This window comes from Corallococcus interemptor, assembly GCF_003668875.1.
GTDB classification, from domain to species: domain Bacteria; phylum Myxococcota; class Myxococcia; order Myxococcales; family Myxococcaceae; genus Corallococcus; species Corallococcus interemptor.
The window spans coordinates 1-23511 of the sequence record NZ_RAWM01000140.1; the positions used below are offsets into that span (position 1 = coordinate 1).

Annotated in this window: 21 protein-coding genes; 10 read left to right on the plus strand and 11 right to left on the minus strand. The window is 70.2% G+C overall.

The window, feature by feature from the left end; all coding sequences use genetic code 11:
• Window positions 1-63: 63 nt before the first annotated feature.
• The 5 genes from D7X96_RS32830 (at window position 64) to sctV (ending at window position 4156) form a co-directional block, all read left to right on the plus strand.
• Window positions 64-285, plus strand: a complete 222-nt coding sequence (locus D7X96_RS32830; RefSeq protein ID WP_121725455.1) for a hypothetical protein — start codon at window positions 64-66, stop codon at window positions 283-285.
• Window positions 286-491: 206 nt separating this feature from the next.
• Window positions 492-713, plus strand: a complete 222-nt coding sequence (locus D7X96_RS32835; RefSeq protein WP_121725455.1) for a hypothetical protein — start codon at window positions 492-494, stop codon at window positions 711-713.
• Between the two features lie 181 nt (window positions 714-894).
• Window positions 895-1374, plus strand: a complete 480-nt coding sequence (locus D7X96_RS32840) for a hypothetical protein (protein ID WP_120553145.1) — start codon at window positions 895-897, stop codon at window positions 1372-1374.
• Window positions 1375-1475: 101 nt separating this feature from the next.
• Window positions 1476-1943, plus strand: a complete 468-nt coding sequence (locus D7X96_RS32845) for a tetratricopeptide repeat protein (protein ID WP_120553144.1) — start codon at window positions 1476-1478, stop codon at window positions 1941-1943.
• A gap of 86 nt (window positions 1944-2029) precedes the next feature.
• A complete protein-coding gene (gene sctV / locus D7X96_RS32850) occupies window positions 2030-4156 on the plus strand; it encodes a type III secretion system export apparatus subunit SctV (protein ID WP_120553143.1) in 2127 nt (708 codons plus the stop codon).
• A 76-nt stretch (window positions 4157-4232) separates the two neighbouring features.
• Here the strand turns inward: sctV and D7X96_RS32855 are convergent, their stop codons facing one another.
• Window positions 4233-5288 (minus strand): FHA domain-containing protein, encoded by a 1056-nt coding sequence (locus D7X96_RS32855; RefSeq protein ID WP_121771538.1) that lies wholly within the window; start codon window positions 5286-5288, stop codon window positions 4233-4235.
• A gap of 27 nt (window positions 5289-5315) precedes the next feature.
• A complete protein-coding gene (locus D7X96_RS32860; protein WP_199747318.1) occupies window positions 5316-6374 on the minus strand; it encodes a tetratricopeptide repeat protein in 1059 nt (352 codons plus the stop codon).
• 103 nt (window positions 6375-6477) lie between these two features.
• On the opposite strand from D7X96_RS32860, the gene D7X96_RS32865 reads away from it, so the two are divergent.
• Window positions 6478-6996 carry a porin family protein gene (locus tag D7X96_RS32865; RefSeq protein ID WP_120553147.1) on the plus strand — a complete coding sequence of 173 codons (519 nt, stop codon included), beginning with the start codon at window positions 6478-6480 and terminating at the stop codon, window positions 6994-6996.
• Here D7X96_RS32865 and D7X96_RS32870 read toward each other — a convergent pair.
• On the minus strand, window positions 6938-7786 hold the full coding sequence (locus D7X96_RS32870; protein ID WP_120553146.1) for an RDD family protein: 849 nt from the start codon (window positions 7784-7786) through the stop codon (window positions 6938-6940). The two genes, D7X96_RS32865 and D7X96_RS32870, sit on opposite strands and share 59 nt — an antisense overlap.
• A 148-nt stretch (window positions 7787-7934) precedes the next feature.
• Between D7X96_RS32870 and D7X96_RS32875 the strand changes: the two genes are divergently transcribed.
• Entirely contained in the window at window positions 7935-11039 is a 3105-nt protein-coding gene (locus D7X96_RS32875; protein WP_121771539.1) for a cyclic nucleotide-binding domain-containing protein, read from the plus strand.
• Window position 11040: 1 nt separating this feature from the next.
• Here D7X96_RS32875 and D7X96_RS32880 read toward each other — a convergent pair whose 3' ends face one another.
• Complete coding sequence (locus tag D7X96_RS32880) at window positions 11041-12492, minus strand: hypothetical protein (protein WP_147468449.1); 1452 nt, start codon at window positions 12490-12492, stop codon at window positions 11041-11043.
• Window positions 12493-12543: 51 nt separating this feature from the next.
• On the opposite strand from D7X96_RS32880, the gene D7X96_RS32885 reads away from it, so the two are divergent.
• The 3 genes from D7X96_RS32885 to D7X96_RS32895 all read left to right on the plus strand — a co-directional run bounded on the left by D7X96_RS32885 (window position 12544) and on the right by D7X96_RS32895 (window position 15638).
• Complete coding sequence (locus D7X96_RS32885) at window positions 12544-14112, plus strand: bifunctional metallophosphatase/5'-nucleotidase (protein ID WP_120552301.1); 1569 nt, start codon at window positions 12544-12546, stop codon at window positions 14110-14112.
• Window positions 14113-14214: 102 nt separating this feature from the next.
• Window positions 14215-15204, plus strand: a complete 990-nt coding sequence (locus D7X96_RS32890) for a stage II sporulation protein M (RefSeq protein ID WP_120552300.1) — start codon at window positions 14215-14217, stop codon at window positions 15202-15204.
• Window positions 15201-15638: an inorganic diphosphatase gene (locus tag D7X96_RS32895; RefSeq protein ID WP_121771541.1), complete on the plus strand. Its 438-nt coding sequence runs from the start codon at window positions 15201-15203 to the stop codon at window positions 15636-15638. The genes D7X96_RS32890 and D7X96_RS32895 overlap by 4 nt, the downstream gene beginning before the upstream one ends.
• Here D7X96_RS32895 and D7X96_RS32900 read toward each other — a convergent pair.
• The 7 genes from D7X96_RS32900 to rho all read right to left on the minus strand — a co-directional run.
• Window positions 15635-16147, minus strand: coding sequence for a GNAT family N-acetyltransferase (locus D7X96_RS32900; protein ID WP_121771542.1), 513 nt, complete (start codon window positions 16145-16147; stop codon window positions 15635-15637). The two genes, D7X96_RS32895 and D7X96_RS32900, sit on opposite strands and share 4 nt — an antisense overlap.
• A gap of 8 nt (window positions 16148-16155) precedes the next feature.
• Window positions 16156-17463, minus strand: coding sequence for a DUF58 domain-containing protein (locus D7X96_RS32905; RefSeq protein ID WP_120552297.1), 1308 nt, complete (start codon window positions 17461-17463; stop codon window positions 16156-16158).
• On the minus strand, window positions 17460-18461 hold the full coding sequence (locus D7X96_RS32910; protein ID WP_120552296.1) for an AAA family ATPase: 1002 nt from the start codon (window positions 18459-18461) through the stop codon (window positions 17460-17462). The genes D7X96_RS32905 and D7X96_RS32910 overlap by 4 nt, the downstream gene beginning before the upstream one ends.
• Window positions 18458-19735, minus strand: coding sequence for a DUF4350 domain-containing protein (locus tag D7X96_RS32915; RefSeq protein ID WP_121771543.1), 1278 nt, complete (start codon window positions 19733-19735; stop codon window positions 18458-18460). Before D7X96_RS32915 ends, D7X96_RS32910 begins: the two co-directional genes overlap by 4 nt.
• Window positions 19728-21605: a DUF4129 domain-containing protein gene (locus D7X96_RS32920; protein WP_121771544.1), complete on the minus strand. Its 1878-nt coding sequence runs from the start codon at window positions 21603-21605 to the stop codon at window positions 19728-19730. The genes D7X96_RS32915 and D7X96_RS32920 overlap by 8 nt, the downstream gene beginning before the upstream one ends.
• Before the next feature lie 4 nt (window positions 21606-21609).
• Window positions 21610-21876 (minus strand): hypothetical protein, encoded by a 267-nt coding sequence (locus tag D7X96_RS32925; protein WP_120552293.1) that lies wholly within the window; start codon window positions 21874-21876, stop codon window positions 21610-21612.
• 58 nt (window positions 21877-21934) lie between these two features.
• Window positions 21935-23511, minus strand: a 1577-nt coding sequence (rho, locus tag D7X96_RS32930; protein ID WP_121771545.1) for a transcription termination factor Rho, incomplete at its 5' end; no start/stop codon positions are given.

Genomic DNA, 23511 nt, shown 5'->3' on the forward strand with positions numbered 1-23511 from the left:
CGATAATCCTTTTGTAGCTGTCGCCGTTCAAAATCCCTCGTCGTCCTCCTGAAGGAGCACACCATGGCCAGCGGCCTCGCGAACGTCCTCTCCACCGCCATCAGCACCTCCAACTCCCAGCGCTCCTCGATGGACGACATGATCGCCCAGGCGCCGCCGGAGCAGCGCGGCTTCCTGGAGGCGCAGAAGAAGGTTCAGCAGGACTCGCAGATCATGAGCACCATCACGAACCTCATGAAGAAGATGGACGAGATGGCGATGGCGGCCATCAACAACCTGAAGTAGTCGCTTCCAGGTTGAGTGGTTCGCTCCGGCCCCGCGCTGGTGCTCCTTCGGGAGTACCGGTCCGGGGCCGGCGGCGTTTCGGGGGCCTGGCGGCGGAAAGAAATGATCCTGGAAATGCGCCAGGAAACTCCGCGGGTCCTCCACCGATAATCCTTTTGTAGCTGTCGCCGTACAAACCTCTCGTCGTCCTCCTGAAGGAGCACACCATGGCCAGCGGCCTCGCGAACGTCCTCTCCACCGCCATCAGCACCTCCAACTCCCAGCGCTCTTCGATGGACGACATGATCGCCCAGGCGCCGCCGGAGCAGCGCGGCTTCCTGGAGGCGCAGAAGAAGGTTCAGCAGGACTCGCAGATCATGAGCACCATCACGAACCTCATGAAGAAGATGGACGAGATGGCGATGGCGGCCATCAACAACCTGAAGTAGTCGCTTCCAGGTTGAGTGGTTCGCTCCGGCCCCGCGCTGGTGCTCCTTCGGGGGTACCGGTCCGGGGCCGGCAGCGTTTCCGGCCTCGCAGAAGCGCTTGCCCCCCTGGTCGCGATCCGGAAACTCTCCTACGCTCTCTGCCGATAACCTTGGAAACCGCTTTTTTGAACGAGGTTGCTCCATGGGCTCCAACACGATCAACCGTACCTCCTCCTTCTCTCCCACGGCCCGCACCACGGGCCCGACGCAGTCGAACCCCGCCGCGTCGAACCAGGCGATGCGCGAGCTGAACACCTTCAGCGCGCAGCTCAAGCAGGCCGCGGCCGCGCCGGCGCAGCAGCAGGCTCCCGCGCAGAAGCGCTCGGCCGAGGAGACCCAGCAGCTGGGTCAGCAGGTCGTCACGGACATGTCGAAGAAGTACCTGGGCTTCCTCGCGGGCATTGGCAAGGACGCGGGCAACCGCACCATCAATGCGACGCAGGCCAAGGTGGACGCGTTCATCGCGGCCAACCCCGACGCGACGCAGGCCCAGATTGAAGACGTGGCCAAGAAGGAGTTCAACAAGTCCTCCAGCGCCGAGTACATCTTCAAGTCCGTCATCGAGAAGTCGATGAGCGACGTGATGGCGAAGGTGCAGGAGCGGATCGACGAGAACAAGTAGTCCCTGTCAGCCCGTGCCTTGGAAGGGTCCCCGTCTGGCACTGTCGGGGACCCCGGGCTAGACTCCCCGCCGCTGCTGCTCCCGCCCCGGTGAACGCGCCGATGACGACTGAATCCAAGGCCACGGTGTCGAACGACAACGAGAAGCCCCTGTCCGGTCCGGAGATGCTCGAACGGGCCACGGAGGGCTTCAACCTCTTCCAGGACGGACACTTCAGCGAGTCACTGGCCATCTTCGAGAAGCTCTCGGCCATGGACTCGACGGAGGCCTACTTCCAGACCGCCCTGGGCGCGTGCCACCTGGCGCTGGAAGACCTGGACACCGCCGTGGCGTGCTTCAACCGCGCCATCGAGCTGGACCCCACGGACATCACCCCCTTCGTCAACCGGGGCGAGGCGTTCCTCCGTCAGGGCCGGACGACGGAAGCGGCCCGTGACTTCCAGCATGCCGTGTCGCTGGACCCCGAGGACAAGGACCCCCTGAGCCGTCGTGCGCGCATGCTGGCCGCCGCGGCCCTGGAGAGCTCGGACGAGGCTTCGGAATCCGAAGCCCCCGAGGACCGCTCGTAGGTTGTCCGCAGGCTCCCTCGCCGGACAGGTGAGGGAAGGCCCCCCCTTGGGCTCTGGGGGGCGCACGGATTAGGATGGCCCCGCCGATGGCCAACGCCGATCCGAACAGCTTCCTGAACAAGTACTCCGACATTGTCCTGGCGGTGGTCGTCGTGGCCATCGTCGCGATGATGATCGTCCCGCTGCCGACGATCATCCTGGACGTGTTGCTGACGCTGAACATCAGCATCTCGGTGGTACTGCTCCTCATCTCCCTCTACGTGCCCAGCGCGCTGTACCTGTCGTCGTTCCCGACGATCCTGCTGATCACGACGATGTTCCGCCTGTCGCTGACCATCTCCACCACGCGACTCATCCTGCTCACCGGCGACCCGGGTGAAGTGGTGGTCGCGTTCGGTAACTTCGTGGTGCAGGGCAACTTCGTCGTCGGCGCCATCCTCTTCCTCATCCTGGTGGTGGTGAACTTCATCGTCATCTCCAAGGGCTCGGAGCGCGTCGCGGAAGTGGCCGCGCGCTTCACCCTGGACGCCATGCCCGGCAAGCAGATGTCCATCGACGCGGACCTGCGCGCGGGCGTGATTGATCAGGACCAGATGAAGAAGAAGCGCCGCGACCTGGAGCGTGAGAGCCAGCTCTTCGGCGCCATGGACGGCGCGATGAAGTTCGTGAAGGGCGACGCCATCGCGTCCATCATCATCACGGTCATCAACATCGTGGGCGGCCTCATCATCGGCGTCACGCAGAAGGGCATGTCCGCCGGTGACGCCGCGCAGAAGTACACGCTGCTCACCATCGGTGACGGCCTCGTCGGCATGATCCCCGCCATCCTCATCTCCACCTGCGCCGGTATCCTGGTGACGCGCGTGGGCGGCGAGGAAGAGGGCGCGCACCTGGGCAAGGACGTGGGCACGCAGCTCACCGCCTTCCCGAAGGCCATCGCCATCGCGGCGGCCATGCTCGTGGGCCTGGGCCTCATCCCCGGTCTCCCCAAGATTCCCTTCTTCCTGCTGGGCGCGGGCGCGGGCTTTGGCGCCTGGACGATGATGCGCAAGCGCGACGAGGCGCTGGCCGCCGAGGAAGCCGGCCCCGCGATGGAGTCCAGCTTCGGCACGCCTGTGTCCTCCGAGCCTCCGCCCAAGGAGCAGCTCAACCCGGACTCGGAGCTGTTCATCCCCGTCGTCACGCCCATCGTGCTGGAGGTGTCCGACGCGCTGGTGCCCTTCGTGGACTCGCGGCAGGACGGCGGCAAGTTCCTCTTCGAGCTCATCCCGTTCATGCGCGATGGCCTCTTCGTGGAGCTGGGCGTGCGCTTCCCCGGCGTGCGCGCGCGCGGCAACGGCGGCCTGCCGCCCGGGGCCTACCAGATTCAAATCAACGAAGTGCCCGTCGTCACCGGCCAGGCCACCCTGGGCCACATCCTGGTGAACGACACGGTGGAGCGCCTCAAGCTGATGAACATCCCCGGCTTCGAGGCCATCAACCCCGCGACGCGCCAGCCGGCCGCGTGGGTGCCCGAGCAGTTCCGGGAGACGCTCGAGTCCGCGGGCCTCACCACCTGGGACGTGCCCGGCTACATCATCCTGCACACCGCCGCCGTGCTCCGGAAGAACGCCCGTGAGTTCGTGGGCGTGCAGGAGACGCAGACGATGCTGGAGCAGCTGGAGAAGGCGTTCCCGGCCATCGTCAAGGAAGTCGTCCCGAAGATCGTCAACGTGCTCAAGCTCACGGACATCCTCGGGCGCCTGGTGGAGGAGGAGCTCTCCATCCGCGACCTGCGCGGCATCCTCCAGGCCCTGTCGGAGTACGGCCAGGTGGAGGCGGACAACGTCATGCTCACCGAGCATGTCCGCGCCTCGCTGCGCCGCTACATCTCCCACAAGTACGCGCGCGGCACCGGCACGCTGGTGGTGTACCTGCTCGACCCGAACATCGAGGAGGCCATCCGCAGCTCCATCAAGCGCACCTCCGCGGGCGCCCACCTGGCGCTGGAGCCGGAGATTGCCCAGGAGATCGTCGGCGCGGTGCGTTCCGAGTGCGGCCACCTGCCGCCCAGCGCCCAGCGCCCCGTCATCCTCACGGCGATGGACATCCGCCGCTACGTGCGCAAGCTGCTGGAGTACGAGTTCAACCCCTCGTTCTCCATCCTCAGCTACCAGGAGCTGTCCCCGGACCTGAACATCCAGCCGGTGGCGCGCATCTCCTCCGGCCGGTAGCGGCGCGGAAAGTCCGCGGCCGCACCCCAAGGCCTCCGCTTGCGGCGGGGGCCTTGTCGTTTCCGGGGAGGGCGCTTCAGGCGCCCGCGAGCACGGCGATCATCAGCACGAGGAAGCTCAGCCCCACCACGCCCATCACGATGAGCGGGACGAGCTTCTTCTTGTCCGCCAGCGCGGACACGGGGGCCGGCTCGGGCTCCGGTTCCGGCATGGGCATCTCGCCGTCGGGCTGCGGCTCCTCGGAGGAGGCCGCGGAGCCGTCCTCGGAGGCGGGCTGCTCTTCCGGCGGCGCGGGCGCGGGCTCCGGCTCGGGCTCGGGCTCAGGCTCTGGCGGGGGCGGCTCCTCGCGCTTGGGCGGGGAGGGGCGCGGCGGCGAGGGCGCGGGGGCCACGGCGGAGCTCTCCGAGGAGAGGCTCACGGCCGGCTCGTCGGGCGGCTCGGCGGGGTCCACGTAGACGAAGCGGGTGGCGCCAATCTCCAGCTCGTCGCCGTCCTTGAGCGCCTTGCGGTTCACCCGCTTCTTGTTGACCTTGATGCCGTTGCGGCTGCCCAGGTCCTCCACGTGCGTGCCGGACCAGTCGCGGCGCACCTTGGCGTGCTTGCGGGAGACGAGGTCGTCCTTGAGGATGACGTCGGCTTCCTTCTCGTCGCGGCCGAAGACGTGCTCCTGGGCCTCGGAGATTTCAATGCGCTGGCCCTCGCGCGGGCCGTTCATGTAGCGCAGGAAGCGCTCCTCGCCGCCGGCGAGGCCGCGCATGGCGTCCTTCAGGATGCCGCGCGCGAGGAAGGACGTCTTGTCGCTGACGTCCGGGGCGATCTCCACGACCTTGTCGAAGCGGACGTCGTACTGCGCGATGGCGATGACGTCGCCGTTGCGCAGCAGCTCCTTCTCTCCCTTGGGGAGCGACTTGCCGTTGATCTTCGTGCCGTAGGCGCTGCCCAGGTCCTCCAGGAAGTAGAGGGTGCCCTCCTGGATGATGCGCGCATGGTTGCGCGACACCGCCTGCTGCGGGAGCACCACCTGGCAGGTCTTGTCCCGCCCCAGGGTGATGACGGAGTCGTCGAGGACGACCTCTTTGCCCGAGGCGCCTCCGGCCTCGCTGCGCTGTGTGACGGTCAGACGGACGCTCATCGCGTGTGTCGCTACCCGAAGGGACGGCTAGAACGAGTCGTTGGCGAGGAATCTCTCACACGTCGTGTACTCGGTGGGGAATTCCTCGGACGTGCCAAACTTCATGAAGTTCTTGCAGGCCGTCTCCGCGTGGTTCTTCTTCTGGGCCGCGGAGAAGATCTGGAAGAGGCCGAAGTGGCAGGGCGCGAACTTGGCGTCCAGCTTCACGCACTTGCGGTAGGCGTTCTCCTCCTCCGTGAGCAGGCCCTTCTCCCGGTACTGGCGCGCGAGCAGGTACATGGCCGGGGCGCTGTTCTCCGCCGTCTGGGTGTCCTTGAGCTCCTTGAGGGCGGAGTCGGTGAGGGCCACCTTGCGCTGGGCCACGGCCAGGTTGTTGAGGCAGCTGGAGTTCTTCTCATCCAGGCGCGCGCAGTTGCCAAAGGCCTCGCGGGCCTCCGCGAAGCGGCTCTGCTCCATCAGCACCGTGCCCAGGTCGTGCCACACCTCCGCGGAGTCCGGGGTGAGCTGGGCGGCCTGGGAGATGTGCTCGAAGGCGCCCTCCAGGTCCTTGTCCTCGTAGGCCATGATGCCGAGGTTGTGGTGGGCGTTGGCCACGTTGGGGTTGACCGCGAGCAGCGTGTCGAACTCCTTCTTGGCCTCCTTCTTCTTGCCCATCTTCATGTAGGTGAGGCCCAGGTCGTAGCGCGACTCCAGATTGTCCGGGTTCACCTGCAGGGCGCGCTTGAAGTTGTCGTGGGCCTTTCCGTAGGCGCCTTCCTCCAGGTAGAGCACGCCCAGGTTCTGGTAGGCCTGCAGGTGCTCCTGGTTGAAGCGCAGGGCCTTGATGAAGAACTCCTTCGCCTTGCCCTTGTTGCCCGAGTACATGGCGATGAGGCCCTTGTTGGCCCAGAGGTCCGCGTACTGGGGGGAGAACTCCAGGCCCAGGTTGCAGTAGGTCTCCGCCTTCTGCAGGTCCCCGTTGGCCATCTCCTGCGCGCACAGCTCATTGTTGATGAGCGCCCGTTCATGCGGGGGCGGCGTGCTGAGGCAGGCGGTGGTGGTGAGGGAGGCGGCGGCGGTCAGCGTGACGAAAAGGCGAAGACGCATGGCCGGCCGAGTGTAGGAGAGCGCCACCCCCCGAGGCAACGCCGGGCTGCCGCTGAATCAGCGCTGTTTTCCAGGGGTTAGGCCGGCTGTAGAGTGCCGCGCCATGCGCACCTACCTTTGTGCTTTCGGCTTGCTCGCTGCCCTGCTCGGCGCGGCCCCGGCTCATGCCCAGTTCGCCAACCGGAGTCTGGGACTGTCGCTGGGCTACATGGACTTCAAGCGCACCGCGGGACTCGCGGGGACGCCCTTCATCGGCCTGGAGGGCAGCCTCTACATCGAGAACGGCTTCGAGGTCGTCTCGCTGTCGAAGCTGATGTTCCCGACGGACACGTTCTCCAGGCCGGAGAAGCGCGTGGTGGGCCTGGCGCCGTCGCTGGGCATCCGCTACCTGCTCCTGGAGGAGACCATCCGCCCGTATATCGGCACGGACGTGAGCTACCTCATCGTCTTCAAGGAGACCGTCAGCAACTTCGTGGGCATCGGGCCCAACGCGGGCGTGGACTTCTTCCTCAGTGACTCGGTGAGCCTGGGCGTGCGCGCGCAGTACAACTTCTACCTGGCGCTCAACGAGGATACGCAGACGTCGCTGACGGGCTCGGTGGGCTTCGCGACGTACTTCTAGGGCCGTTGCTGGAGCGCCCCGGGCGTTGTCCCGGGGCGGGCAGCAGGGCGGCGGCGACGAGCAGCGTCCACTTCTCATCCGAGAGGTGGGCGGGCTTCTCCATGGCGAGCGAGTCCTGGAGCCGGGCGCCCAGCGCGGAGAAGAGGGTGAGCCGGGCCTCCAGCCGCAGCTCCTCGCGGCGCAGGGCGGCGGACAGCACCAGCTCCCGCTCCTCCGTGGACAGCCGCTTCACGCGTGAGACGAACAGCGGATCCGCCAGCAGGCCCTCCTCGCCGCGGGTTTCGATGGCGGAGGGCACCTTCAGGCGCCGCTCGCGCACGACGATGGTGCCCGCGAGCAGGTCCCCCAGCCGCTGGTGCGAGCGCGACACGAGCGCCACCGAGCCGCCCACGAGGTAGAGCAGGGGCAGCCGGTCCACCACGCGCGCCAGGTTGCGCAGGGCCGCGTGGTAGAATCCGATGCGCACGCCGCTCTCCTGGATGACCCGGAGTGACATCACGCGCTTGCCCACCGTCTGGCCGGCCCACACGGTCTCCAGCGTGATGCCGTAGCCCCAGTCCACCAGGAAGTAGACGACGATGCCCAGCGCGCTGGCGAAGCCCGGGAACGCGGCCATGGCCACCTGGAACACCACCAGCACCGCCATCGTGGCGAAGCCGACGATGAGCGCGTCCAGGAGCCACGCCAGGAAGCGCGAGTACACCCCCGCCAGCGTGAAGCGGAACTCCACGTACTCCGGGGTCAGGACCGTGTGGGTGCCGTCGAGCAGGGTGTCGGGGGTGGGCGTCACGGCGCCGGAGTGTACGCCACGCGGCCTGCGTTCTGTCGCCGGGCAGGCGGGCGGCCTTCCCGGGCCGGAGGGCAGGTGCGGCCGGGGCGCGAAGAGTGTTATTCGTGATTAGCGGGCTCCACGCTATCCTGTCCGCATTCCCGCGCCCGTGGCCTCTTCCGAAACCTCATCCTGGAACCGCCGCGTCCTGCCGGCGGGTGCCTTCCAGTTCGCGCTCATCGCCGGGGTGACGCAGCTCAAGACGTCCGCGAACGCGCTGGTGCTGTCGCGCTTCGAGTCCCAGGCGCTGCCATACCTCTACCTGCTGGGTGCGCTGATGACGGCGTCGCTGACGCTGCTGCCGCGCGGCCGGCCGGATTCCCCAGGTGAGTCCCCGGGCATCCTCACCGGGGTGGGCGGGGTGCTGGCGCTGGGGCTGGCGGCGGCGCTGTCCGCGGGGCAGCGCATGCCGGCGCTGGCGCTGTACCTCTTCGCGGACTGCTTCAGCACGTTCGTGTCGTTCCGCTTCTGGGGCCGCATGGCCTCCGAGTTCGACGCGCGCGAGGCGCGCCGGGCCTTCACGGTGCTCAACGGCTTCGGCATGGGCGGCGGCATCGCGGGTGGCCTTTTGGTGCAGGCCCTGGCGGTGCGGCTGGGCACGCCCGCGGTGGTGGTGAGCGGCGCGGTGAACCTGCTGGCCGCGGGCGCCATCTTCCACCACCTGCACAAGGGGGAAGCGGCACAGCCGTCGCGCACGCGCTCCCTGCAGGCGTGGTTCCCGGCGTGGAGCTACCTGGGGGAGAGCCCGTACGCGCAGGTGCTGGCGGCGCTGGGCATCGCGTTCGCCGTGCTGTCGTCCTTCGTGGACTACCTCTTCCGCCTGCGCGTGGAGGGCACGCTGAGCGAGGACGGGCTGGCGGCGCTGTTCGGGTCGCTGCAGCTGTGGATTGGCCTGTTCTGCGTGGCCTTCCAGCTGCTCGTCGCGCAGCGGCTGCTCAAGCGCATGGGCCTGCTCATGTACCTGGCGCTGGTGCCCCTGGTGCTCGCGCCGCTGGCGGGCGCCACGCTGGCCACCGGGCAGCTGTGGCCGGTGCATCTGTTGCGGCTGGTGGAGACGGCGGTGAGCTACTCCATCCTGCCCGTGGGCATCCAGCTGCTCTACGCGGCGGTGCCGGACGAGCAGCGCGAGGGGCTTCGCAGCGCGGTGGAAGGGCTCTTGCGCAAGGGTGGCGTGGTGCTGGCGGGCCTGCTGCTCATCGGCGCGGGCCGGGGCGCCAACGGCATCACCATGGCGGTGGCGGTGGTGGGGCTGTGCGCCGCGCTGGGCCTGTTGCTCGTGCGTCTCAAGCCCGCGTACCTCACGGCGCTGGGCGAGCAGGTGGGCGCCCACGAAGAGGAAGAGGTGGAGCTGGGCGGCGAGGCGCAGAAGCTGCTGGTGGATGCGCTGGGCGCGCCCACGCCGGAGCGGGTGCTGCGCGCGGTGGACATGCTGGAGCACGCGGAGGCCTCGCCCCTGCGGCAGCACCTGGCGTCGCTGCTCTCCCATCCCCACGAGCGCGTGCAGGAGCGCGGCGTGACGCTGGCCCTGTCCATGGAGGCGCGCGAGCTGGCGCCCATGCTGGAGCGGCTGGTGGAGGAGGGGCCCCGGCGCCCTCGTGATCAGGCCGTGTGGGCGCTGGCGCGGCTGTCCCCGGAGCGCGCGGAGCGGCTGTTGCCGCCGCTGCTCACCAGCCCCGACGTGGGCCTGCGCTGCGCGGCCATTGGCGCGCTGATGCGCACGCAGGGCAACTCCGCGGCGCTGGAGTCCCTGCGCGAGCTCCTGTCGAAGGGGGACCACGCTCCGGTGGCCGAGCGGCGCGAGGTGGCGCGGCTGTTGGGCCGGCTGAAGGACCCTCGCTTCGCGGGGCAGCTGTCGCTCTACCTGGAGGACATGGACCTCTCCGTGCGGCGCGTGGCGCTGGTGGCGGTGGGGGAGGGTGGCTACGTGGAGCTGGCGCCGCGCCTGCTGCCGTTCCTGGGCTGGCGCGAGGAGCGTCCCTCCGCGCGTGAGTCGCTGGTGCAGCTGGGCGACGCGGTGACGCCGCTGCTGGAGCTGCAGCTCAACAACAAGGCCGCGCCGCTGGCCATGCGGATGCAGCTGCCCCGCGTGCTGCGCGGCATCGGTTCCTCCGCGGCGCTCAACGCGCTCCTGTTCTCCAACGTGCGCGACGACGCGGCGCTGCACTTCCGCATTGGCGCGCAGCTGTCGCGTTTGCGTGAAGAGCAGCCGGACCACCCGGTGGACGTGGACCGCATCCACGAGGCGCTGGGCCGCCGCCGCGACACGTACCGCCAGCTGGTGGGGGCCTTCCGCGACGTGCAGGCGGCGCTGGGGCCCCAGTCGCTGCTGACGCGCGCGGTGGGGGACCGGTTGGATCAGGCGCTGGAGCTGTCGTTCTTCCTCCTGGGCCTGTTGCACCCGCCGCAGGCCATGCGCCGCATCCACCAGCACCTGGTGGGCACCGACTCGCGCCGGCGCGCCTATGCGCTGGAGCTGCTGGAGAACCTGGTGGCGCAGGAGGAGCGCGAGCTGGTGATGGAGCAGGTGGAGGCCCACCACCGCGAGCTGCCGCCCGGAGCGCCGGGCCGGCTGTGGCGGCGGCTGGCGGGGCTGGTGCAGAGCGAGGACCTGGTGCTGCGCGCGTGCGCCCGCCACGTGGCGCGGGTGAACGGCCTGGATGTGCTCCCGCAGGAAGGTGACATGAGCGATACCATCGTCCAACGGATGTTCGCCCTGGAGGGCGTGAGCGTCTTCTCGCAGAGCGACGTGGACGACATCGCCGCCATCGCGGAGGTGGCGCGCGAGCAATCCTTCAAGACGGGCCAGCGGCTCTACAGCCAGGGCGACCCGGGCGACGCGCTCTACGTCATCGTCGAGGGCGCGGTGGACGCGTTCCGCAACGGCGAGCACGTGCTGCGCTTCCAGGCGAAGGAGGCCATCGGCGAAGTGAGCCTGCTCGACGGCGCGCCCCGTCCCACGGACATGGTGGCCGCGGTGGACACGCGCGTGCTCGTCATCGACCGGCGCGACTTCCTGGACCTGCTGGCGGACCGGCCGGAGCTGCTCACCGGCTTCTTCCGCTCCGTGAGCCAGCAGCTCCAGAGCGTCATCGACCTGCCCGCCCGCCGCGAGGAGGGCCAGCGGCTGGAGCTGGGCGCGCCCCAGCAACCCCATGTTCCGCTGGAGGGCATTGGCGGCCTGCCCCCCGAAGGCAACGCGCCCTCCGACGTGTGAGTCAGTCCCCCGCGTCGTGCGCGGGCGGCGACTCGCCCTTCTTGAGCGCGGGCGGCTGCATCGGGTCCAGCCCGATGAGGTGCGACGAGGCCACCGGGATGAACGGCCGCGTGAAGCAGCGGAACGGCGGGATGCTGCCCACGAACCGCGTGAGCGCGAGCCCCGCGAAGACCCACGGCTGACGCTCCACTGCGGCGATGGGCGCGGCGACGGCCTCCGAGCGCCGCGCGAGCCCCGTCATCATCCAGCGCAGGGCCCCATGCGTGGGCAGCCGGCTCCAGGCGCGCACGAACCAGGGCGGACGGGTGACGGGCGCCATCCAGGCGCGGTCGCTCTTGGCGGCGGTGAAGACGATCAGCCACCAGAAGCCCCAGGCGCCGCTGAGGAGGGTGAAGGACTTCGGGAACCAGCACAGGGGGATGCACAGCAGCACCAGCGCGGGGAAGCCCATCACGAACAGCAGGAACGCCCTGATGCGGCGCTGGAGCTTGGCGCGCATCCACGGGACGTTGAGGCGCACGCGCGGGGCGATGTCGGGGTCCTCGGGGGGCACGCCGGTGGCGAGGCTGGCCTCGCGTGAGATGACCGTGTGGTAGTCGCGCGACAGGGCGACGACGATCCACTGCACCGCGCTCAACGAGCCGAAGAAGAGCGCCCAGAACTCCCAGCTGCCCAGGAGGAGGATGCCGTTGCGCACCTCCGGCGCGTCGATGTTGAAGCCCTTCTTCTGGGGCTCCTTCTGGATGCGGAGGCCCCTGGCCTCCTCCTGCGAGACGTCGACCGCGTCCCGGAAGGCGGACTCGACCTCCGTCTGGATGAAGTCGGTGAACGACTCTTCCTCGGCGTCCTCCGTGTCCGGGACCGCTTCCTCGGCCTGTTCCGCCGCTTCCGCGGCGACAGCGGCGGCTTCGTCCGGAGGCAGCTCGCCCTGCTTGCCAGAGTTGACGGCCTCATGGATGAGCGCGCTCAGCGCATTCTTCACGGCGGCCGCGTCCTCCTGCTCCGCGCCCTGGCCCTTCCGGGCCTTCAGCGCGGCCTCCAGCTCCTTCGCCCGCGCCTCGATACGGGCCTGCGCCCGCTCCTTCGCGGCACGCGTTTCAGCCGTCTCCGGCCGCTTCCTGCGCTCCTGCCCGTCGTACTCGTGGAAGGCCCAGCCCGCGCCGATGGCCAGCAGGAACGCCGTCTGGATCGCGGTCACCTTCACGTAGGTGGCGCGGACCGCCGGGTTCGCCAGGGTGACCCGGGCGACGTGGAAGGGCAGGGTCATGCCGTAGAAGAACTGGCGGACGCGGCCCTTGGGCAGGTGACCCTTCCTGGATTGGAAGTGCTCGGCGCCTTCGCGGACCTCGCCCCACAGCTCCGAGGCGAAGTTCCGGCCCCGGGAAGCTCCCTGGCCACTGGGAGACCTGCCGTCCTTCTCCTCTCCTAAAGGCTCGGAATCCTTGCCTTTCATGCCCGTCATTGCGTCACGCTACCACGTCGGGGATGTGCTAAAGGCCCGGCCGTGAACCCGAACCTCCTCTCGCTGCGTCCCTTCCGTCGTCCTACCCGCCAGCTCACGCTGTCGTCCGGCGCGCTGGTCCTCGCCCTGGGAGCCCTCGCGGGTTGTGAGAAGACTCCCCCGCCGGCTCCGGCCACGCCTCCCGCCGCCGAGCCCGCGAAGCCCGCCGTGCCCAATGAAGTGACGGTGCTCGTCACCGGCAACGCCCGTGGCCAGCTCCTGCCCGTTGAAGGCAAGGGCGGCGCCGCGGAGCTGATGGGCCGCTGGGTGAATGATGAAAAGCACTGTGCGGGTCCGCTGAAGGACGGCCAGGCCACCTGCCCGGATGCCGGCACGCTCGCCCTGACGACGGGCGACCTGTGGACGGGCCCGGCCATCTCCTCCTTCTTCCTGGGTGCTCCGACGGCCGAAGTGATGGGGCACATGGGCTATGCGGCCTCCGCGCTGGGCAACCACGAGCTGTCGTACGCCAAGGATTCCTTCCTGAAGAACCGCGCGGCCGGGGGCTTCCCCTTCCTGGCAGCGAACCTGAAGGTGACGGACGCGTCGCTGGCCAAGGACCTGTCCATGCCCGCGTTCCAGGTCTACGAACGCCGGGGCCTGAAGATTGCGGTGGTGGGCCTGACGTCGCAGAAGACGGTGCGCACGGCGATGTCCGGCCGCGCGGAAGGCCTGGAGATCACGCCCAACGAGGACGCGCTCAACGCGGCCATCCCCGAGGCGCGCAAGGCGGGCGCGGACGTGGTGGTGGTGCTGGCGGACCAGTGCCCCACGGACCTGCAGCCGGTGCTGGCGAAGCACGCGGACTGGAAGGTGTCGCTGGTGGCCGGCGGCCGCTGCGGCACGGACGCCCCGGCCGTGAAGACGGAAGGTGACACCACGTACGCGTCGCTGGGCCGCGGCTTCGAGTCGTACCTGCGCGCGCAGTTCAAGTTCGACCCGGCGAAGGGCGCGGGCCAGAAGGTGACCGGCGTGGACACGAAGGTCGTCCAGGTGTCGGGCGGCACGCCGGACGCGGAGACGGCGAAGCGCATTGCCGAATGGCAGACGAAGGTGGATCAGGCGCTGGGCCGGAAGATCGGCTTCACCCAGGCGGGCATCCCGCTGGACTCGCCGCTGATGGCGAAGTGGGTGGCGGGCGCGGTGCGCTCGCAGCTCAACACCGACGCGGCCATCCTCAACAAGGGCGGCATCCGCAACGGCCTGCCGAAGGGTGACGTGACGCTGGGCAGCGTGTACTCGGCGCTCCCGTTCGAGAACTCGCTGCTCACCGTGAAGCTCAAGGGCGAGGACCTGGCCAAGCAGCTGGCGAACCCGGACGCGCTCGTGGCCGGCTTCACCCAGGCGGGCAAGGGCAAGTTCAAGGACGCCCAGGGCAAGCCGCTGGATCCGAAGAAGGAGTACACCGTGGCCACGGTGGAGTACCTGTACTTCGGCGGTGACGGCTTCGACTTCGAGAAGCTGGACTCGGACCCGGAGGAGACGGGCATGGCGTGGCAGACGCCCGTCGTCGAGTGGACCGAGGCCCAGGCCTCCTCCGAGAAGAAGCCGCTCGAGAAGCTGGTCAAGTAGCGCTTCCCGAGGTCCTGAAGCACCGGGGCGCCGGAGTCCTCCCTCGAAACGGGGAGGGCGGCCGGCGCCTCGCTGTTTCCGGCGCTCGGCTAGAGTGGGCGCATGGAGATGGCGGAGTTCATCGAGACGCGGCGGCCGCGCTGGCAGCAGCTGGAGACGCTGCTGGACAAGTCCGAGGGCGAGGGGCTGCGCAGGCTGAGCCTGGACGAGGCCCGCTCGCTGGGGAAGCTGTACCGCGCCGTCTCCAGCGACCTGTTGTGGGTGCGCGCGCGCAGTGGCTCCGCGGACGTGAGCGCGTACCTCAACGACCTGGTGGGCCGTGCGTACGCGCTGACGTACCCGGGCCGCCGTCCCCGGTTCGCGGACGTGTGGGCCTTCATCGCGCGGGGCTTCCCGGCGCTGCTGCACCACGAGTGGCGCATGTACGTGGCGTCCGTGCTGCTGTTCCTGGCGGGCGCGGGCTTCGGCTACGTGGGCATGGTGGTGGATCCGGACGCGGCGCACTACCTGGTGCCGGAGCAGCACCTGAACCTGGATCCGGTGAAGCGCGCGGCGGACGAGGCCGCGGGCAAGGGGCTGTCCGTGGAGGAACAGGCGCAGTTCTCCTCGTTCCTCTTCACGCACAACATCCAGGTGGCCTTCCTGGCGTTCGCGCTGGGCATCACGCTGGGGCTGGGCACGGCGGTGATGCTGTTCACCAACGGCCTGTTCCTGGGGGCGCTCGCGCAGGTGTACGCGGCGAAGGGGATGACGGGGTGGTTCTGGGCGTGGATTCTCCCGCACGGCATCCCGGAGATTTCCGCCATCTGCATCGCGGGCGCGGCGGGGCTCGTCATCGCGCGGGGCATGGTGGCGCCGGGTGGGTTGTCTCGCGGGCAGGCGCTGCGCAAGGAGGCGGTGACGGCGGTGAAGCTGCTGTTCGGCACGCTGGTGCTGTTCGTGCTGGCGGGCTTCATCGAAGGCACGGTGTCGCAGATCCATCCGCCGAAGCTGTCGGTGGCCTTCAAGATTTCGTTCGCGCTCACGGTGGGGACGGGCGTCTACGCGTACCTGCTGTCGGACTGGGTGCGCGGCCGGCGGAGTGAGGGATGAGCGGGCCGGACCTGGCCGTGCCTCCGTTGCCGCGCGAGCCGGAGGTGCTGATTGAATGCCCGCGCTTCTCCATGGTGAAGCGGCGCGCGGATGGTTCGGTGGACTTCGTGTCGCCGCTGCCGTGTCCGTACAACTACGGGTCCATTCCGGGTCTGCTGTCGGATGACGGGGACCCGCTGGACGCGGTGGTGCTGGGGCCGCGGCTGTCCCAGGGCCAGCGCGTGCGTGTGCCGGTGGTGGCCGTGCTGGGCTTCATCGACGCGGGGAAGGGCGACCCGAAGGTGGTGTGCGGGACGCACCCGATGACGGCCTCCGAGCGCGCGGGACTGGAGCGCTTCTTCCGCGTCTATGCGTTGTTCAAGCGGGGTTTGCACCGCGTGCGCGGCGACGTGCCCGACACACGCTTCGTGGGCTGGCTGCGCGAGGGTGCCTAGTCGAGCGCCTTGGTCATCTTCAGGACCCGGTTCCGCTTGAGCCCATGCTCGATGGGCCCCACCCACTGTTCCGGCTGGAATCCCACGCGCTCCCAGAAGCGGCGTCCGGCCGTGTTGTGCTCCACCACCGCCAGCCGCAGCAGCCGGCCGCCGTGGGCTCGCACGTGGGCTTCGTAGGCGCTGAGCACGGCTTCGCCCCGGCCCTGTCCCCGGGCCTCCGGGGCGAGGAGCAGCAGGCCGATGTACCACTCACCCTGTGCCGGGAAGTCGCGCAGCGCTTCGAGCACCCCCGCGAGGCCGCCTTGCGCGTCCCGGAGGGCGATGAGGTGGGCCTGGCCAGGGGCGAGCCCTGGCGGCCGTTCACTCGGGATGTTCCGGGCCTGATCCGGTAGCGCGGGCCGGCCGTAGACGAGCTGGTGGTAGTCCTCGCAGCGGTCGAGGAGTGGTTGCAGGACGTGCGTCTCGCTGTCGCCTACCAACTCCGCAGAGAGGTCCGCCGTCCCGAACATGCTGCCTCCTACAGGACGCCGCGCGCCTTGATGTCGAGATACCGGTTCACCGCCGCGAGGCTCAGCTCATCCGGTGCCACGTCCAGCATCTGCACGCCGCCCCTGCTCACGCGGGCCTTGAGCACTTCGCGGTCCGTGAGCAGCTCCGATGCCACCGCGTGCTGGAAGGCCTCCTCGGGGCCTGAAGGCGGCGTGCGCAGGAGCTTCTGGAGCGCCGTGTCCTTCACGGACAGGCACAGCGGGACGTGGCGGCGGGCCAGCCGGTGCAGCGGGGCCACCAGCGTTCCGGCCTGCTCCTCGTCGAGGAAGTCCGTGAAGACGCACAGCAGGCTGCGCCGGTTGAGGCGCACGTTCAGCTCCTTGAAGAGCGCCAGGTAGTCCACGTACGTGAGGCTGGGCGTCGCGGAGTAGAGCGTGTCCACCAGCTTGCGGTACTGGCCCCGGCCCGCCGCGGGCGGCAGGTAGGCCTTCACTCCGTCAGCGAAGAGCGCCAGTCCCACGCGGTCTCCGTTGCGGATGGCCACGAAGGCGAGGAACAGCGCCGCGTTCACCGCGTGATCCAACTTGGTGAGGCCGTCCACCTGCGCCGCCATGGAGCGCCCGGCGTCCACGCAGATGATCAACGCCTGCGAACGCTCCGACTCCAGCACCCGCGTCACCGGCCGGCCCCGGCGCGCGGTGGCCTTCCAGTCGACGTCGCGCACGCTGTCGCCCTGGGCGTAGTCGCGCAGGCGCGCGAACTCGCTGCCCTGGCCGTCGCGCCGCAGCTGCCGCAGGCCCAGGTTCACCAGGTCCAGCGCCGCGCCCGACAACAGCAGCCTCCGCGCGCCTCGCAGGTCCGGGTACACCGACACGCTGCGCTCGGCGGGGAAGGCCCGCTCGTGCGAGACGAGTCCCAGCGGGCCTCGCACGCGCACGTGAATGGCGCCGAAGCTGAACTTGCCTCGCTTCGAGGGCGTGGCCCGGTACACCCACTGCGTCTGGCTGTCCGGCGTGAGGCGCAGCGTGGCCTCCGAGGGCTCGGTGGTGAACGAGGCGGGCGCGTCGTCCTTCACGCGCACCTCCACCGTGCCGCCGCCCCGGTGCACCAGCCGCAGCTCGACCCGATTGGCCACGCCCACGTTGAGGCGCTCCGGCAGCAGGCGCTCCACCTCCAGCCGCACGCGGCGGGCCTGGAGGAAGTCGAACGCCGCCAGCGCCACGGCCAGCGCGTCCAAGGCCAGCACCGCGCCGCCCAGGCCCGGAAAGAAGCCCGCCAGCGCCATGGGCAGCGCGAGCAGGGCGAGCAGCCCCCACAGGCGCTCGGAGGGAATCACCGGGGGACCTCGACGCCCTGGACCACCTCGCGCAGCACGTCCGCGGGCGTGGCCCCGTCCAGCTCCGCGTCCGGCGACAGGAGCAGCCGGTGGCGCAGCACCGGGCCCACCAGGAAGCGCACGTCGTCCGGGGTGACGAAGTCGCGGCCCCGCAGCGCCGCCAGCGCCTTGGACGCGAGCAGCAGGTGCACGCCCGCGCGGGGGCCGGCTCCCAGGCGGATGTTGGGGGAGCTGCGCGTCGCCGCCACCAGCTTGCGGATGTAACCGAGGACCGGCTGCTCCACGTTGACGGTGTTGAGCGCCGCGCGCGCCTGGAGCAGGTCGTCCTTCGTCACCGCCGCGTTCACGCCCGCGCGCGCCAGGTCGCCCGCGTCGAAGCCCCGGTGCACGGACTCGAGGATGGCGTCCTCCTCCTCCGGCGCGGGGTAGCCCACGTCGATCTTCAACAGGAAGCGGTCCAGCTGCGCCTCGGGCAGCGGGTACGTGCCTTCCGATTCCACCGGGTTCTGCGTGGCGAACACCGTGAACATGGGCGACAGCTGGAGGTTCTTGCCCTCCAGCGACACGGCGCGCTCCTGCATGGCCTCCAGCAGCGCGGACTGCGTCTTCGCCGGGGCGCGGTTGATTTCGTCCGCCAGCAGCAGGTCCGTGAAGATGGGCCCCCTCGCGAGCACGAAGGCCTGCGACTTCAGGTCGAAGACGCTGGTGCCCAGGATGTCCGCGGGCATCAGGTCCGGCGTGAACTGGATGCGCTTGAAGTCCGCGCCCACGCTGCGCGACAGCGCCTTGGCCATCAGCGTCTTGGCCACGCCGGGCACGCCCTCCAGGAGGATGTGCCCACCGGCCACGAGCCCGCAGAGCATCAGCTCCAGCGGTTCGTCCTGCCCGACCACGGCCTTGCGCACCTCCGAGAGGACGCCCTCGCGGATGGCGTTCGCGGACCGCACGGCGTTGCCGCTGTCCGGGAAGGGAGGAGGGGAGAAGGGCGGGGCGTTCATGAGGTTCCGGGGCGGTGCCGGCCGGTGCCGGCGGGGTGGATGCGCTCGCGCACGAGCGCGGCGGAGGTGGCGAGGTCCTGCAGGTCCGCGTCCCTCTGGACGTGCTCCGCCTTGTGGGCCACGTCGAGCAGCCCGTTCGCCAGGTCCTGGCGGCCGCGCGTGCGCAGCCCTTCCGCGACGGCGGCGGCGGTGGAGTGCGAAGGCAGGCCCGCGAGCGGTGCCAGCTGCTGCGTGAGGCCGCGGGAGATCAGCCCCGCCGCGAAGCCGTGGTGCTGGCCCTCGCGGTACAGGCGGCTCATGGCGAAGAGGGCGTCCGTGGCGCCCACGCGCATGGACTCGGACGGAGGCAGGGGCCGGCCGAAGCGCTTCAGCGCGCCCGCCCACAGCACCACGCCCAGGAGCAGCTGCGCGACGGCGAAGTGCAGACCGTATCTGCGCGCGAAGTCCACGAGCGATCGCTCGTTGGTGAAGCCGTGGTGGAACTCGTCGAAGGCGAAGGGGCCGGGGCCCATGGCGCCCAGCGCGCTCAGCCAGAACTGCGCGTTGTCCGCCCGCGTGAGCGCCGGGTTCATCGCGAGCTCGGGGGCGCCCACCACCAGCACCCGGCCCAGGCCCGCTGGAATCACCGCCGCCACGGGGAAGCCCAGGCGCTCATCCTCCAGCACGGTGATGGCGCCCTCCGGGAGCCGGAGGTAGGCCTGGACCTTCGCCTCCACGCGCTCCACGCCCAGCGTGTACGGCGTGGGCAGCGGAGGCACCAGCGTGCGCATGGGCAGCGTCACGTCCGCCTTGTCCAGCTTCACGCCCAGCTCATCCAGGAGCGCGTTCTCCCGCGAGCCCCAGGGCACGTACACGAGCGAGGCCCCGGCGCGGACATGGGCCAGCACGCGCTCCACCTCGGTGTCGTCCAGCTGCTGCGCGCGCAGGGCGTTGAAGCCCTGGTGCGGCGCCTCTTCGTCATTGACGCCCGCGTCCGGATCCGAGGCGAGCCGGGTCTGATCCGGATCCTCCTCGTGCGAGTCCTGGACCTCCACGGCGAGCAGCACCAGCGCGCCCTTGCCGGAGAGCAGGCGCAGGTCCGCCATGTTGCGCGTCACCGGCAGGCCGCTCTCCTGCGCGAGCAGGTACAGGGCGCGCGCGCCGTCCGGTTCCGCGCGGAAGGTGGACAGCGGATCCGCGAAGCCGCCGCGCTGGGCGCCCCGCACCAGGAACGCCCCCAGCACGCCCGCGAGGAGCAGGCTGCCCAGCACCAGCAACGGGAAGCGGTCACGCACCGGCGGCCTCCTGCGCGGGCGGCGCGGCGAGCAGCGGGGCGGTGATGGCGCGGAACTCGGTGTAGCCGTCGGCACCCACGGGCACGTTGCCGTACCAGGCGAAGTCGAAGCGGCGCGTCAGCTCGCGGAACGGGGCCTTCACCTCCGGGCGGCCCCGGAACGCGCGCAGGTAGTCCCAGTTGGACAGCGTCTCGTCGTAGTGGATGGCGCCGTCGCGGTGCAGGCGCGACAGGAGCGCGAGGTACAGGTTGCGCACCGCCTCGCGGTACTCGCCCTTCGCGGCCAGCGCGTCCGCCAGGTGCGCCCAGCCTTCTGGCGGACGTGACAGCGCATGGTTCGCGCTGCCTGCGAGCGCCGCCGCGTCCACGGTGCTCACCTCCAGCGCCGGGCCCGTGTCCGCGCGCTTGCGCTTGAGGATGCTCACGACCACCACCCCCAGCACCGCCAGCGTCAGCGCGACCAGCATCACGACGAGGGCGTTCGCCGCCGCGCCGCCGCTCACGGGCAGGGCCGTGTCCCGCGACCGGGGCTCGGGGTTGTGGCGCTTGAAGAAGTCGCGCAGCCACGCGCCCAGCTTGTCGATGAAGCGGCGCCACCAGCTGGACTCCGGCGGAGGGACCTCTTCCTCCTTGGGTTCGGCCGGGGCCTTCTCCGGGCGCTCCTGGAACTCCGGCCGCGCGAGGATGGCCCGCGCCCGGTCCGTCGCGGCCCTCGCGTCCGCGCGCGCCTGGGCCTCGGCCGTGGCCGTCACCTGCGTGAGGCCCTCCTCCAGCGTCACACCCGCGCTCTCGCAGTCCTCATCGTCGAACGCCTGCTGCTCCAGGCGGCGGACGAAGCGCTCCAGCTTGATGGCTTCTCGCGCGTCCAGCGCGTCGAAGTCCTTCAGCGCCGGGCCCTCCACGAGTTCCGGCAGCTCGCACTCCGTCGCGACCTTCACCAGCCGGGCGCGCACGGCCTTGCGGTCCACGGGCTCGGCTTCCACCGTCGCGGGGGTGGCGACGAGCAGGCCCGTCACCAGCATCAGGGCCGCGGCCACGCCCTTCGACGCGAGGCTTCCGCGCTGCGTGCTCCGCTCCGGCAGTTGCTGCACGGCGGCCAGCAGGTCCAGGCCCTCCTGCCGCACGCGCCCGTCCACCAGCAGCAGCGTGGCGGTCGCCGCGCGCAGGGGCTCGAAGAGGGCGAACGTCGTCGCCACCAGGAACACCAGCCACGGCGGGTTGTCCAACGACGCGAACCGCTCCGCGAACGTCAGGTCGATGCCCACGAGCTGACGCCCGAGGTACAACAGGAAGTTGAGCCCCACGTGCAGGTTGAAGAACACCAGCACCTGCACGCCCATCAGCCAGCGCACCACGAGCGCCGTCCCGCGTGACGGGCCCAACAGCCGCGAGCCCGTGCCGTAGAGCTTCAGCGGGCTGCCCCGGCCCTGCATCGTCGCCGCGTAGCCCACGCTCTGCCCCGCCAGCAGCACCAGCGCGATGCCCAGCGAGAACGTCAGCGTCACCACGTTGAAGATGGCCAGGTACGCCACTGCGATGAACAGGCTGGGCAGCCGCCCCAGCGCCGCGCGCAGGGACTGGCGCACGGACGGTTCCGCCTTCGCGCCCAGCAGCACCTCCTGCACGTAGTGGCACGCCGCGCCCTGGCCCACGCCCCGCAGGAACCACGCGAGCGTCACGTACAGCGCGGGCAGGGTGGGGGAGCGGCCGTGATCCACGGCGTCCCACAGGTGCAGCAGCGCGGCCACCACCGCCGCGCCTCCGGGCAGCGTGAGGGCCCACACGCCCGCGTCGCGCGCGCACAGCCGCAGCGCCGCGTCCATCAAGGCCACCGGACCCCGGGGGCGCAGTTCCAAGGCGGAGACGGCCATCGCGCTAGCTCACCGCGTGCGCGGCCAGCAGCACGCCGCCCCACACGAGCACGACGCCCAGCAGCGCGAGCACCACGTGCGCCACGCTCCACTCGCGCCGGGGTGGCGGCCCCTCCAGCGCCTTGCGGCGCGTGTCGAGGCAGCTGGCGCAGCGGTTGATGCCCTCGAACTGCGTGGTGCACTCGCGGCAGATGACGCGCCGGCACTCCACGCAGACGCCCAGGCCCGCGCGGTCCGGGTGGTAGTGGCAGCGGCCCGAGCCCTGAATCATGCGCTCACCTTACGCAATCCAGGGCTCGCCACACCACCCCCGCGCGGGCGGGCACGGCCTACATCTCGTCGAAGAACTCGTCGTTGTAGGTGTACCGGCCGAGCCGTTTGACGAGCGCCTCCATGGCCTCCACCGGCTTCACGGCGAAGAGCATCTGCCGCAGCTTCTTCACCTTCTCGTACTCGCGCAGGGTGAAGAGCTTCTCCTCCTTGCGCGTGCCGGACTGGGCGATATTGATGGCCGGGAAGACGCGCTTCTCCGCGAGCAGGCGGTCCAGGGTGACCTCGGAGTTACCCGTGCCCTTGAACTCCTCGAAAATCACTTCGTCCATGCGGCTGCCGGTGTCGATGAGCGCCGTGCCGATGATGGTCAGCGAGCCCGCCTCTTCCGTCGCGCGCGCGGCGCCGAAGATGCGCTTGGGGCGCTCCAGGGCGCGGCTGTCCACGCCGCCCGTCATGGTGCGGCCGGAGCTGTCGACCTCCTTGTTGTAGGCGCGCGCCAGGCGGGTGATGGAGTCCAGGAGGATGACGACGTCCTTGCCGGACTCCACCAGCCGGCGTGCGCGCTCCAGCGCGAGCTCCGCGACCTTGAGGTGGTCACCCGTGGGCCGGTCCGAGCTGGAGGCGATGACCTCCGCCTTGATGCTCCGGCGCATGTCCGTCACTTCTTCCGGGCGCTCGTCGATGAGCACCACCATGACGTGGCACTCCGGGTGGTTCTGGATGATGGCCTGGGCGATGCGCTGGAGCATGATCGTCTTGCCCGTCTTGGGCGGGGCGACGATGAGCGCGCGCTGACCCTTGCCGATGGGCGCGATGAGGTCCAACACGCGCGTGACCATCTCCTTGTGGCCGTTCTCCAGCTTCAGCCGCTCGGTGGGGTCCACGGAGGTGAGGTCCGCGAAGTGGGGCAGCCGGGGCGCGCCGTCCAGCGGGCGGCCGTCCACCGTGTCCACCTTCTGGATGACGCCCTTGTGGCCGCGCATCTGCGCGAACGCGGTGAGGTACTGGCCCTGCCGCAGGCGCAGCTTCTGCACCAGGTTCTTGGGCAGCTCCGGGTCGTCCGGCGACGCCAGGAGATTCCGCTTCACCTGACGCAGGAACGCGTTGGGGCCCTTGGCCTCCGTGTCCAGCACGCCCTCCACGGGCGCCAGGTTCTGCTGCGGCGCGCCCTGCTGTCCGCCGCCGCGCTGCTGCTGCTGATGCCGGTTGTGCTCATGCCGCGGCTGTTGCTGCGGCGGCGGTGGCTGACCGCCGTCCTGCGGGCGGTGCTCCTGGCCCTGCGGCTGGCCGCCGCCCTGGGGCTGCTGCTGTTGCTGCTGCGCCTGGCGCTGGCGGTACTGCTCCAGCTCCTGCGGCGTCAGGAAGACCTGGACCTGCTGCCCGTCCGGGCCCGCCGTCATGCGGTAGGCCTGGCCTTCCGGGGTGAAGTGCACCTGCGCGCCACGACGGCGGCGGCGGCGGCGGCGGCGGCGGCCGCCCTGGCCGGGGGCTCCAGGGGCGCCGTTCTGGGCAGCGCCCCCCGCGGAGGCGTCACCCTCGTCGGGGCCCTCGTCGCCCTCGTCGTCACCGCCGTCGTCGTCCGCCTCGGGGGGCGGAGGGGGACGACGACGGCGGTGACGACGAGGGCGACGAG

Bases quoted from the DNA above. Each gene is read 5' to 3' on its own strand.
- D7X96_RS32830 (WP_121725455.1), top strand. From the start codon at position 64: ATGGCCAGCGGCCTCGCGAACGTCCTCTCCACCGCCATCAGCACCTCC.
- D7X96_RS32835 (WP_121725455.1), top strand. From the start codon at position 492: ATGGCCAGCGGCCTCGCGAACGTCCTCTCCACCGCCATCAGCACCTCC.
- D7X96_RS32840 (WP_120553145.1), top strand. From the start codon at position 895: ATGGGCTCCAACACGATCAACCGTACCTCCTCCTTCTCTCCCACGGCC.
- D7X96_RS32845 (WP_120553144.1), top strand. From the start codon at position 1,476: ATGACGACTGAATCCAAGGCCACGGTGTCGAACGACAACGAGAAGCCC.
- sctV (WP_120553143.1), top strand. From the start codon at position 2,030: ATGGCCAACGCCGATCCGAACAGCTTCCTGAACAAGTACTCCGACATT.
- D7X96_RS32855 (WP_121771538.1), bottom strand. From the start codon at position 5,288: ATGAGCGTCCGTCTGACCGTCACACAGCGCAGCGAGGCCGGAGGCGCC.
- D7X96_RS32860 (WP_199747318.1), bottom strand. From the start codon at position 6,374: ATGCGTCTTCGCCTTTTCGTCACGCTGACCGCCGCCGCCTCCCTCACC.
- D7X96_RS32865 (WP_120553147.1), top strand. From the start codon at position 6,478: ATGCGCACCTACCTTTGTGCTTTCGGCTTGCTCGCTGCCCTGCTCGGC.
- D7X96_RS32880 (WP_147468449.1), bottom strand. From the start codon at position 12,492: ATGAAAGGCAAGGATTCCGAGCCTTTAGGAGAGGAGAAGGACGGCAGG.
- D7X96_RS32890 (WP_120552300.1), top strand. From the start codon at position 14,215: ATGGAGATGGCGGAGTTCATCGAGACGCGGCGGCCGCGCTGGCAGCAG.
- D7X96_RS32895 (WP_121771541.1), top strand. From the start codon at position 15,201: ATGAGCGGGCCGGACCTGGCCGTGCCTCCGTTGCCGCGCGAGCCGGAG.
- D7X96_RS32900 (WP_121771542.1), bottom strand. From the start codon at position 16,147: ATGTTCGGGACGGCGGACCTCTCTGCGGAGTTGGTAGGCGACAGCGAG.
- D7X96_RS32910 (WP_120552296.1), bottom strand. From the start codon at position 18,461: ATGAACGCCCCGCCCTTCTCCCCTCCTCCCTTCCCGGACAGCGGCAAC.
- D7X96_RS32920 (WP_121771544.1), bottom strand. From the start codon at position 21,605: ATGGCCGTCTCCGCCTTGGAACTGCGCCCCCGGGGTCCGGTGGCCTTG.
- D7X96_RS32925 (WP_120552293.1), bottom strand. From the start codon at position 21,876: ATGATTCAGGGCTCGGGCCGCTGCCACTACCACCCGGACCGCGCGGGC.